Annotated in this window: 10 protein-coding genes; 7 read left to right on the top strand and 3 right to left on the bottom strand. The window is 41.4% G+C overall.

The window, feature by feature from the left end; genetic code table 11:
- The first annotated feature begins 21 nt into the window (after positions 1-21).
- Entirely contained in the window at positions 22-1,854 is a 1,833-nt protein-coding gene (typA, locus tag DVB69_RS02165; RefSeq protein WP_116016114.1) for a translational GTPase TypA, read from the top strand.
- Positions 1,855-1,878: 24 nt separating this feature from the next.
- Positions 1,879-2,211, top strand: a complete 333-nt coding sequence (locus tag DVB69_RS02170) for a YlaH-like family protein (protein WP_233505300.1) — start codon at positions 1,879-1,881, stop codon at positions 2,209-2,211.
- 16 nt (positions 2,212-2,227) lie between these two features.
- Here DVB69_RS02170 and DVB69_RS02175 read toward each other — a convergent pair whose 3' ends face one another.
- Both DVB69_RS02175 and DVB69_RS02180 read right to left on the bottom strand, forming a co-directional pair.
- A complete protein-coding gene (locus DVB69_RS02175; protein ID WP_116016116.1) occupies positions 2,228-2,431 on the bottom strand; it encodes a YlaI family protein in 204 nt (67 codons plus the stop codon).
- 14 nt (positions 2,432-2,445) lie between these two features.
- On the bottom strand, positions 2,446-2,943 hold the full coding sequence (locus DVB69_RS02180; RefSeq protein WP_116016118.1) for a peptidyl-prolyl cis-trans isomerase: 498 nt from the start codon (positions 2,941-2,943) through the stop codon (positions 2,446-2,448).
- 178 nt (positions 2,944-3,121) lie between these two features.
- Here DVB69_RS02180 and DVB69_RS02185 point away from each other — a divergent pair, with 178 nt between their 5' ends.
- The 3 genes from DVB69_RS02185 to pyc are packed head-to-tail and all read left to right on the top strand — an operon-like array spanning position 3,122 to position 8,088.
- Positions 3,122-3,403, top strand: coding sequence for an Fpa/YlaN family protein (locus tag DVB69_RS02185; protein ID WP_039044106.1), 282 nt, complete (start codon positions 3,122-3,124; stop codon positions 3,401-3,403).
- Positions 3,404-3,463: 60 nt separating this feature from the next.
- Positions 3,464-4,627, top strand: coding sequence for an FtsW/RodA/SpoVE family cell cycle protein (locus DVB69_RS02190; protein WP_116016120.1), 1,164 nt, complete (start codon positions 3,464-3,466; stop codon positions 4,625-4,627).
- Between the two features lie 23 nt (positions 4,628-4,650).
- Positions 4,651-8,088 carry a pyruvate carboxylase gene (gene pyc, locus DVB69_RS02195; protein WP_116017150.1) on the top strand — a complete coding sequence of 1,146 codons (3,438 nt, stop codon included), beginning with the start codon at positions 4,651-4,653 and terminating at the stop codon, positions 8,086-8,088.
- A 506-nt stretch (positions 8,089-8,594) separates the two neighbouring features.
- On the opposite strand, the gene DVB69_RS02200 is transcribed toward pyc, so the two are convergent.
- On the bottom strand, positions 8,595-9,506 hold the full coding sequence (locus tag DVB69_RS02200; protein WP_116016122.1) for a COX15/CtaA family protein: 912 nt from the start codon (positions 9,504-9,506) through the stop codon (positions 8,595-8,597).
- A gap of 320 nt (positions 9,507-9,826) precedes the next feature.
- Here DVB69_RS02200 and cyoE point away from each other — a divergent pair, with 320 nt between their 5' ends.
- Together cyoE and coxB are read left to right on the top strand one after the other, a co-directional pair.
- On the top strand, positions 9,827-10,747 hold the full coding sequence (gene cyoE / locus DVB69_RS02205) for a heme o synthase (protein ID WP_116016124.1): 921 nt from the start codon (positions 9,827-9,829) through the stop codon (positions 10,745-10,747).
- Between the two features lie 97 nt (positions 10,748-10,844).
- Positions 10,845-11,915: a cytochrome c oxidase subunit II gene (coxB, locus tag DVB69_RS02210; RefSeq protein WP_116016126.1), complete on the top strand. Its 1,071-nt coding sequence runs from the start codon at positions 10,845-10,847 to the stop codon at positions 11,913-11,915.
- Positions 11,916-11,935 lie beyond the last annotated feature (20 nt).

Raw genomic sequence — 11,935 nt, forward strand, 5'->3', positions numbered from 1 at the left:
AAAGACAGATGGAGTGAAATGATGACAAACACACGAAATGATCTTAGAAATATAGCTATTATCGCCCACGTAGACCATGGTAAAACAACACTAGTCGACCAGTTATTGAAGCAATCAGGTATTTTCCGTTCAAATGAGCAAGTTGAAGAGCGCGCAATGGACTCAAACGAAATTGAGCGCGAACGTGGAATTACGATTCTTGCGAAAAATACTGCGATCGAATATGAAAACACGAAAATCAATATCTTGGACACACCAGGACACGCTGACTTCGGTGGAGAAGTTGAACGTATTCTTAAAATGGTTGACGGTGTAGTTCTAGTTGTTGATGCATTTGAAGGATGTATGCCACAAACACGTTTCGTATTGAAAAAAGCACTTGAAATCAACTTGAAGCCAATCGTTGTCGTAAATAAAATTGACCGCGAATTTGCTCGTCCTGAAGAAGTGGTTGATGAAGTTCTTGAATTATTCATCGAATTGGATGCAAATGACGAGCAACTTGAATTCCCAGTTGTATTCGCTTCAGGATTTAATGGTACCGCTAGTCTTTCACCAGACCCAGCAGACCAAGAAGATACATTGAAAGTATTGTACGAAGCAATTCTTGATAAAATCCCAGCACCAATCGACAATCGTGAAGAGCCACTTCAATTCCAAGTATCTCTTCTTGACTACAGTGACTATGTAGGTCGTATCGGAATTGGACGCGTATTCCGCGGAACTATGAAAGTTGGACAACAAGTTAGTGTTATGAAACGTGACGGTGCTGTTAAGAACTTCCGCGTTACAAAAATGTATGGTTTCTTAGGATTGAAACGTATTGAAATTGAAGAGGCATATGCAGGCGACTTGATCGCGATTTCTGGTATGGATGACATTGATGTAGGTGAAACGGTTTGTCCTACTGACCATCAAGAAGCGTTGCCATTGTTGCACGTAGATGAGCCTACATTGCAAATGAAGTTCCTTGTGAACAACAGTCCATTTGCTGGCCGTGAAGGTAAATGGGTCACTTCAAGAAAAATTGAAGAGCGTCTACAGCAGCAATTGCAAACAGACGTATCGTTACGTGTAGACCCAACAGAAACTCCTGATGCATGGACGGTTTCAGGTCGTGGTGAACTTCACTTATCGATTTTGATCGAAAACATGAGACGTGAAGGATTTGAACTTCAAGTTTCAAAGCCTGAAGTAATTGTTAAAACAATCGATGGTAAGCGATGCGAACCAGTTGAAAATGTTCAAATTGACGTTCCTGAAGAATATACAGGCGCAGTAATCGAATCTATGGGTGAGCGTAAAGGCGAAATGCTAGATATGTCTAACAATGGTAATGGACAAGTTCGTATGACATTCCTTGTACCGGCTCGTGGTTTGATTGGATATTCTACTGACTTCCTAACTTTGACGCGTGGTTATGGAATCATTAACCACTCATTCGATTCTTATAAGCCAATGACATCTGAAAAAGTCGGCGGACGTCGCAATGGTGTTCTTGTTTCTATGGAGAATGGTAAAGTAACTGCTTATAGTGTTATGCAGCTGGAAGACCGTGGAATCATGTTTGTTGAAGCGGGTACTGATATCTATGCAGGCATGGTTGTTGGAGAGAACACGCGTGAAAGTGATATCACAATCAACTTAACACGTATTAAGCACGCAACCAACGTACGTTCTGCAACAAAAGACCAAACAGTTACAACTAAGAAACCTAAGATTATGACGCTTGAAGAAGCTCTCCAATATGCAAGCGACGATGAGTACTGTGAAGTGACACCTGTTTCGATTCGTATTCGTAAGAAGATTCTTGATAAAAACGAACGCGAAAAGTCACAGAAAAAGAGCAAATAAGCAGTTATGAAAGGAATGTGTTGAATGAAGGTAGAGGATTCAGAGCTCGTAGCCACTAGGATGTCCGGCATCGCTAAATTTATATATGAAATGATGCCGAATTTCACTTATGCTGGCTACGTCTTGTTCGCCCTCGTGTTTTTACTGGCAGCATTAGTGTATAAACTAGGGTTTGCTAGAAAAATCAAGCCATTGCAAAATCTTGTGATTTATACGTTTTTGTTTATCGGCTGCCTCGTGCTAACGTTCTTGGCGTTTTTCCTTCCAATTGCGGAAGGGCTAATTGTAGCCGCGCTGATTCTGATTATTTACAGAGTCCGTAGACTAAATGAACATCAAAAAGATCCAGTCGCATAATGCGGCTGGATCTTTTTTAAAATTCGTTTTCAGCTGGATGGGAACTTCTACGGAAAGTGAACTTTCCTGTTTCTATGCGTAATCTCGTCAACTCTCCAATTCGTTCTCTGCAAGGTTCGCACATATATGTATGAATCGGTCGGTTACGCAATTTCTTTGCGAGAGGATCTTCGTCGCTCAGTTTACCGATTTCATCGCACATTACACATTTAACACGCATCGTTGCACCTCTCTTTAGCTAATCCGGATTGCCGAAACATTACGGATAGGATTATTTCGATTTGAGCCGTTCTTTAGCAAGACGTGAATCGGACCGTCTTCTCTTAGTGGCTTGCCTTTCAAGCTGAACTGGAACAGCAAATTTGGTGCATCTGTAATTGGAAAGTCGTGCTCTCCATCCGCAGTTTCGAAAGTAATCGTTGTCGCATCGTCAGCTGGAATTGCATTTTTTAAGAATGGCTCAAAAATGATTCCGAATGTACCGGTCAACATTTTTTGTTTCTCATATTTCTTTTCGGACTTCAGTGTTGGTGGATAGGTCGAACCCTCCATAATTTCCCGTGACCAGTGTTTACCCATGCGCTCTTTATAGTCTTCCATCTCATCAAACTCTTCAATTTCTGTCGTAAAATAAGTTTCCAAGTCGAGTCGTCTGTCGTCAAAAATCCAGACAGTCGGATCTAACGTAATTGTATGCTTTACATTCCCTTTAATCGGTACAATGGTTTCCACAATAAATCCTCCTAGCTCATTCGTTTCTAGTTTACAGTATACCTCCTTTTACTCTTAATCGGAAGCTATCTGACTATATGTCGCAAGAACACTACGGGAAATACTTGCAATTTCGGCTTTCTACAGCTAAAATTACTCTATAGCAGCTTGCTGAAATAAGAGTAATGGGGGCGTCCTCATGGATATAGAAGTACAGGAAACCTATCAGGAAAAAGCCATAATGCAGCTGCAGGCGGATGCAGACAAAATCGCCCAGCTCATTAAAGTGCAGATGGATCATTTGACGATGCCGCAATGTCCTTTATATGAGGAAGTATTGGATACGCAAATGTATGGGCTGTCTCGTGAAATTGACTTTGCTGTAAAGCTGGGTCTTATTGAGAGAGAACGCGGAAAGAACATACTTTCTGTTTTAGAGAAAGAAATGAATATTTTGCATGAACTTAGCATAAAAAAATAAACAAAAGACTCAAACTAACCTAAAGTTTGAGTTTTTTATTTACAGATACGAGGGATTTTCTTGAAAAGTTATGCAAAGCGGCTATTTCGCCATTTTGATTTCCCATTATTTTTTACATATTTAGTCCTTTGTCTTTTTGGACTCGTGATGATTTACAGTTCCAGTATGGTATGGGCGGTGAATCGATATGGCTGGGAGCCTGATAAGTTTTTTAACCAGCAGCTTTTTAGTGTGATTATCGCACTACTGGCATTTTTCTTTACTGCATTTCTTCCATACAAACTATATCGAAAAAAGTATTTTATGGTAGTGACTGTTGCTGTCATGCTAGTGTTGCTGTTTCTCGTTCATTTCATAGGATTTGGTGGAGAAGTAGGTTCTCAAAGTTGGATTAAACTACCGATAGGAAGTTTGCAGCCTTCTGAACTCGCAAAGATTGTGATGATCATATATTTTGCAGGTGTGTTTGCAAACAAGTACAAGGCTGGAACCATCAATAGTATTAATACAGCGATTGTACCACCGGTCATTATATTAGGCTTCGCAGTTGCCTCCGTTATGATGGAAACTGATATCGGGGCGACCTTTATCATTATTGCAACATCTATATGCGTGATGGCCACAAGTGGTATCAACATCAAGACATTTTGGAAGTTGAGCTTGTTTGTAGCTGGCATCCTAGTACTTGTAGGGATCATTTTATTTTTCTCTTGGGATACTGTTATGACTGGAAGTCGTATGGGCCGTTTTACAGCCTATCGCGATCCTTTCCAATACATCCAAGGTTCTGGACTCCAAATTGTAAATGGTTATATTGCCATCGGTGCAGGAGGTCTATTTGGACTTGGACTAGGAAACTCAGTTCAAAAAATGGGTTATTTGCCAGAACCGCATACAGATTTCATTATGTCGATTATCGCTGAAGAACTTGGTATCTTTGGAACGATCCTTGTAATTGGAGGATTAGGATTTTTAGTAGTGCGTGCTTTTTGGATTGCGTTAGCTACTAAAGATCCCCATGCTAGAATGCTTGCTTCAGGTGTTGGTGCCCTCATTGGTATTCAAACGTTCATCAATCTCGGTGGAGTGACAGGGCTCATTCCATTGACGGGTGTCACGCTTCCCTTTATTAGTTATGGCGGAACTTCGATTATTCTGTTATCTTTAGCTTTAGGAGTATTGATGAATATTTCAATGATCACTAGATACGAGAAAAATAAATAGAAGAGGGCGTGCCTAAGGTGGAAATGAAATCCATTAAAAAGATTTTGGTTGCGAACCGTGGGGAAATTGCAATTCGTATTTTCAGAGCGTGTACTGAACTTCAAATTCCAACAGTAGGTATTTATTCTGCAGAAGACCGAGGATCATTTCATCGTTATAAAGCGGATGAATCCTATCTGATTGGTGAAGGAAAGAAACCAATCGATGCGTATCTAGACATCGATGGGATTATTGAAATCGCTAAACGTTCGGGTGCAAATGCCGTGCATCCAGGTTACGGTTTTTTAGCTGAGAACGAAGAGTTTGCTGCACGTCTTGAAAAAGAAGGAATCATTTTTATTGGACCGACTTCTCGCCATCTAGAGATGTTTGGAGATAAAGTGAAAGCTCGATCTCAAGCAATACTAGCAGGAATCCCTGTCATTCCAGGTACAGATGGACCCGTCCAATCCATTGAAGAAGTGGCGGCGTTTGGGACATCTCATGGCTATCCGATCATCATCAAAGCATCACTTGGCGGTGGCGGACGTGGGATGCGTATTGTGGAGCATGCAGATGAAGTCCAAGAAGCGTATAATCGCGCGAAATCTGAAGCCAAGTCGGCATTCGGATCTGATGAAGTGTACGTAGAAAAACTGATTAGAGAACCAAAACATATTGAAGTACAAATCTTAGGGGACACTCATGGGAATATTGTGCACCTGTATGAGCGTGATTGTTCGGTACAACGTCGCCATCAAAAATTGGTGGAAATAGCCCCATCCATTTCTTTGTCTGATGAATTAAGACAGAATATTTGTGATTCAGCGGTTAAACTCATGGCAAATGTAAATTACATAAATGCGGGGACAGTTGAATTTTTAGTCGCAAATGATGAGTTTTACTTTATTGAAGTCAATCCGCGTATTCAAGTAGAACACACAATTTCTGAAATGGTCACGGGTATCGATATCGTCCATACACAAATCTTTATTGCAGATGGAGAGAATCTTCATACTGGACAGGCAGCTGTTCCTTCGCAAGAGGACATACCGTTGTTTGGCTATGCCATCCAAGCGCGAGTAACGACTGAGGACCCGTTGAATGATTTCATGCCTGATACCGGAAAATTATCTGTTTACCGATCAGGTGGTGGATTTGGTGTCCGTCTTGATGCAGGCAATGGTTTCCAAGGAGCCGTAATTACACCGTACTATGATTCGCTGCTTGTAAAAGTTTCAACATGGGGAATGACCTTCCGGGAAGCTGCATCCAAAATGGATCGGAACTTACAAGAATTCCGAATCCGTGGAATCAAGACCAATATCCCGTTCCTAGCAAATGTTGTCCGTCATGAAAGTTTTTTAACTGGCAATTACACGACGAGTTTCATAGACGCAGCTCCAGAATTATTTGAATTCCCAGTCAGAAAAGACCGAGGAACTAAAGCCTTGAATTATTTAGGAACTATAACGGTTAATGGCTTCCCAGGTATTGGGCGACAGTCGAAACCTGTATTTGCGGTTCCGCGCAAGCCGGAAGTTGATTTGTCTATTCCACCGAAGCAAGGGACTAAACAAATTTTGGATGAGCGAGGACCAGAAGGGTTGGCAAAATGGGTTAAAGAACAAGAAGATGTTCTACTGACAGACACGACATTCCGCGATGCCCATCAATCATTACTTGCAACACGTGTCCGGACGTCGGATATGACGAACATAGCTTCGGAATCAGCACGTCTTATGCCGGACCTGTTCTCGTTTGAGATGTGGGGCGGTGCAACGTTTGACGTTTCTTACCGATTCCTAAAAGAAGATCCATGGGAGCGTCTTGCGTTACTTCGAGAGCAGATTCCAAATGTGTTGTTCCAAATGTTATTTAGAGGGGCAAATGCAGTCGGATACAAAAACTATCCGGATAATGTGATTCGGGAGTTTGTTAAAGAGTCCGCAACTGCCGGTATAGACGTATTCCGTATTTTCGATAGCTTGAACTGGATCAAAGGGATGGAAGTGGCTATTGATGCTGTACGCCAAGAAGGTAAAGTAGCGGAAGCCGCTCTTTGTTACACAGGGGACGTATTGGATCCAATGCGCACTAAGTATACGATTGCGTACTATAAGGAAATGGCGAAGGAGCTTGAAAACGCTGGAGCTCATATCTTGTCCTTGAAAGATATGGCAGGCTTACTTAAGCCGGAAGCGGCATATCAACTAATTTCAGAATTGAAGGAAACAGTTGATATTCCAATTCACTTACATTCTCACGATACGAGTGGTAACGGAATCGCTATGTATACGCGTGCTATAGAAGCAGGTGTTGATATTGTCGATACTGCACTTGGTGCGATGTCTGGACTGACATCACAGCCTTCCGCTAACTCGCTTTACTATGCGTTGCAATATGGAGGTCGTGGCGTACGTACAGATGTTAAAGCACTAGAAGAGTTATCATTTTACTGGGAGGATGTGCGTGAGTATTATGCTCACTTTGAAAGTGGTATGATCAGCCCGCATTCAGAAGTGTACGTCCACGAAATGCCGGGTGGCCAATACTCCAATTTGCAACAACAAGCCAAGGGGGTAGGGCTTGGTAATCGATGGAAAGAAGTTAAAGAAATGTTCTCTCGCGTCAATATGTTGTTTGGGGATATTGTGAAAGTAACACCTTCTTCCAAGGTTGTTGGAGATATGGCATTGTTCATGGTCCAAAACGAATTGGATGAAGACGCAGTCCTTGCAAGAGGGAACTCCATTGACTTCCCAGAGTCTGTCATTGAATTTTTTGAAGGGTACATCGGTCAACCTTATGGTGGATTCCCTGAAGAGTTACAGAAAGTCGTGTTAAAAGGCCGTAAGCCACTAACTGTGCGGCCAGGGGAATTATTAGAACCGGTAAACTTCGAACAAGTCATTGAAAAGCTAAATGGTGATTTGGAAAAGCCAGCTACCATACACGATGCATTGGCATACTCGTTGTATCCGAAAGTATTTGAGGAATATACGGCGATGTATAAAGACTTTGGTAATCTATCTGTCATCCAGACGCCTGAATTCCTATATGGTATGAGATTAGGTGAAGAAATTGAGGTCGAAATTGAGGTAGGGAAGACGCTTATTATTAAGCTTGTTTCTATAGGTGAACCTCAGGCCGATGGAACACGTGTTGTGTACTTTGAATTGAATGGTCAACCACGTGAAGTGATCATTCAAGATGTAAGTGTAGAAACAGATTCTGTGAAGAAGCAAAAAGCAGATCCTACCAATGATGCACATATCGCTGCAACGATGCCTGGGACTGTTCTACAGCTTGCAGTTGAAAAAGGGGACCGCGTCCGCCGCGGTCAACACTTGTTGATCACCGAAGCGATGAAGATGGAGACAACGATTCAAACACCATACGACGGTGTTGTGAAGGAAATTCATGTAACCCCTGGAGAAGCAATCTCCACTGGCGATTTGTTGATTGAACTTGAACATTAATTGGGGAAGTATGTATAAACCGTGAGAAATGATCATAACCCTTGTGAAACGCTCATAAACTGGAAAAAGTGATCATAACCTCTGTGAAACGCTCATAAACTGTGGAAAGTGATCATAACCCTTGTGAAACGCTCATAAACTGGGAAAAGTGATCATAACCTCTGTGAAACGCTCATAAACTGTGGAAAGTGATCATAACCCTTGTGGAACGCTCATAAACTGTGGAAAGTGATCATAACCTCTGTGAAACGCTCATAAACTGTGGAAAATGATCATAACCCTTGTGAAATGCTCATAAACTGGAAAAAGTGATCATAACCTCTGTGAAACGCTCATAAACTGTGGAAAGTGATCATAACCCTTGTGAAATGCTCATAAACTGTGAAAAGTGATCATAACCCTTGTGAAATACTCATAAACTAGGCAAAGTGATCATAAACTCCATAAAATGCTCAATACACATAAAAAGAACAGCCACTCGGAATCCGAGCGGCTGTTCTTTTTCATTATTTTTGAATACGTACTCTGGATAGTAACAAAATCATGTACGTAAGTAATCCGAATAGCAATGTTACGAATAATGAATGTAACAATGTAATTGTAAGATTTAACCGAGTGAAGACAGAAAGCATGCCAGTTGTTGCTTGAGCAAGAACCAACAACATTGCTATGGACCAGCTCCATACCAATACTTTTTGGTCACGATAGTTACGTAACACATGGATAGCAATATAAACTAGCCATATGACGATCAATGCAGCAGCAGTTCGGTGTCCCATTTGAACCCATTCGTTTAGATTAGAGGGGAGCTCGAATTGATCATTTCTGCACAATGGCCAATCTGCGCAAGCGAGACTGGATTCTGTATGACGAACCAAAGCACCTGTATAAATAACGATGTAGGAGTAAACGGTCACGCCAATCGTATGGAACTTCAGTTTGGAGCCAACTTGGATTTTATCGGCATCGAACTTTTTATCCACTTCAAATACGAGTAGGGTTAGAAGCAAGACAGCTGCAAAAGAAATTAATGAAATCCCGAAATGCAGAGCGAGGATAAAATCACCTTGTCCCCATTTGACTTGTGCTGCACCAACAAGTGCTTGCAAAACAAGGAAAAATACGGAAATAACCGAGAGAAACTTAGTTTCACGAACATGTCCAATCGCTTTCCATGACCATACAGATAAAATTACTATTAGAATTCCGACAGCACCAGTAACGAGACGATGAGAAAACTCAATCAGTACTTCGGGAGTAATCTCGTCAGGAATTAGTTGTCCATTACAGCCTGGCCAATGTCGTCCACAGCCCATACCACTGTCTGTTTTCGTAACGAGCGCACCGCCAAGCATGATGAGCAGCATCCCGATTGTCGCAGCTACCGCAAACCATTTTAAGTAGTTAAATCGTTTCAAACAAAGACACCTTCTTCTATAAAATGTCGACCGATTAAAAGGTCTCTTATTTTAATGATAGAGAATCGCACCTTAAAACACAATGCCGGAAACGAAGAACACACGTTTAGGTTCCGATTTTCACAAAAAGTTCATAAAAAAGACCATATAACTTCACAAATGGATAGGTGGAATGATTTACTATAGATAGTGCACTGTATAAATCCTCGACATATTGTGCAATTCTATACAAATTGCGATTTTGTATAGAAATTGTGAAGGATTTTCGATATAGTTAAGTACAGCGGTCATTTTTAAAAGGCTTTGAAAGGGGGAGTCAAATGTCGAACAGTCGTACGACTGCTGCAGAGACGGTACCGAAAACTGTAATTGCACCAACATTTATGAAGGACTTTTTAGCACTTATTAAAATTGGTATTGTGAATTCTAACCTGATTACTGCATTCACGGGTCTCTTCTTGGCGTTCCAGTTTGCAAATATAAACTTTGTACATGAACTGGATCTCATGATTGCTACGCTTTTCGGAACTGCCCTGATCATAGCTGGTTCAGCAGCGCTTAATAACTTGATCGATCGTGATATCGATCCCATTATGACACGTACTAGAACTAGGCCAACAGTAACAGGGCGTTTTAAGGCACCGGCTGTGCTCGCAATGGCGTTGGGTTTTATAGCTATTGGGGAAGTTTTGCTGTTTTCAGCGAATGCTACTACTGGCCTTCTCGGTCTTGCAGGAGTATTCAGTTACGTCGTCCTTTACTCCATGTGGTCGAAACGACGTCACGTATCCAATACAATTGTTGGAAGCTTGTCTGGTGCGATTCCGCCACTAATCGGTTACGCAGCAGTGGAGCCGTCTCTCGGATTAGGAGCGTGGGCACTGTTTCTGATTATGTTTGTCTGGCAACCGCCCCATTTTTACGCGCTTGCTATGAAAAAGACAGATGAATATGGAGCGGCTGGAATTCCGATGTTACCGGTCGTAAAAGGATTTGCCCGCACTAAGAAATCGATGCTTGCATGGGTTGTGCTACTATTTCCTTTACCATTCATGTTAAGCGAACTAGGAACTGCGTTTTTAGTTCTAGCCACATTGTTGAATATAGGGTGGTTATTACTTGCACTAAAAGGATTCAACGTGAAAGATGATTTGAAGTGGGCAATGTCCATGTTCATCTACTCGCTGAATTATATGACAATTCTTTTTGTCTCGATGATTATCTTTTCGATTTTCATCTAAATGTATGGAATTCTTTCTTTGACAGGAATTCATTATAGAGAGGTCTACACTCCTCGATGGAAGAAAACACTATTAGAAAGAGAGGGATTATGAAGCGATGATGAAAGGACTCAAAAAATGGCGTCTCTTTTCCTTGTTAGCAGTTCTTACTGTATTTCTAGCAGGATGTGGCCAACAGGAATTATCCACGCTTCTACCAGCTGGTCAGGTAGGTAAAGATCAGTTTAAGCTACTGATTCTTTCTTCAGTTATCATGCTGTTCGTCATTCTTGTTGTAGTTGCAATTTATGTAATAGCACTGATTCGTTTCAGACGTTCGAAACTAGGCGAGGATTTCATGCCTGAACAAGTTGAAGGAAGTCAGAAATTGGAGCTTGTTTGGACAATCATTCCAATTATCCTCATTATCATTCTTGCTGTTCCTACTGTGTATTACACGTACAAACTTGGGGACGTAAAGGCAATGGAGGAAGTTAACGACGATGGGGAAGCGAAACACCTTGTTGTAGACGTTACCGCTAATCTTTACTGGTGGGAATTCGAATACCCGGATCTTGGGATTGTTACAGCTCAAGAGCTTGTGGTGCCAACAAAAGAAAAAGTATTCTTCAATCTGAAAGCGGCAGATGTTAAGCACTCCTTCTGGATTCCTGCAATCGGTGGTAAACTGGATACAAACGTAGAGAACTTAAACAAATTCTATTTAACATTTGATCAAGAATCAAAAGGTCTTAAAGATGGCGTATTCTATGGTAAATGTGCTGAGCTATGCGGACCGTCTCACTCACTCATGGATTTTAAAGTAAAAACATTGCCACGTGATGAGTTCAACGCATGGGCGAAAAACATGAAAGCTACTGAAAACGCTAAGGTAGTTGCAAATGCAAATGCTAATGGCGAAAAAGTATTCCAGGCTAGTTGTGCTTCTTGTCATGCTGTTTCTGGTGCTGGTGAAGGTGGAGCAATTGCACCAAACCTTGCTGCATTTGGAGACAGAAATCGCGTAGCCGGTTTCTTGAAACATGATGAAAAACACTTAAAAGAATGGATTAAAGATCCACAAAAAGTTAAACCGGGCAACAAGATGCCTTCTTTTGAAAATCAACTATCCGATCAGGAATTGGATGACTTAGCTGAGTATTTACTTGGTTTGTCTGTTGAGCAGTAATACGTAACGCGATATTGAAG

Source organism: Sporosarcina sp. BI001-red, assembly GCF_003384035.1.
In the GTDB taxonomy this organism is placed as follows: domain Bacteria; phylum Bacillota; class Bacilli; order Bacillales_A; family Planococcaceae; genus Sporosarcina.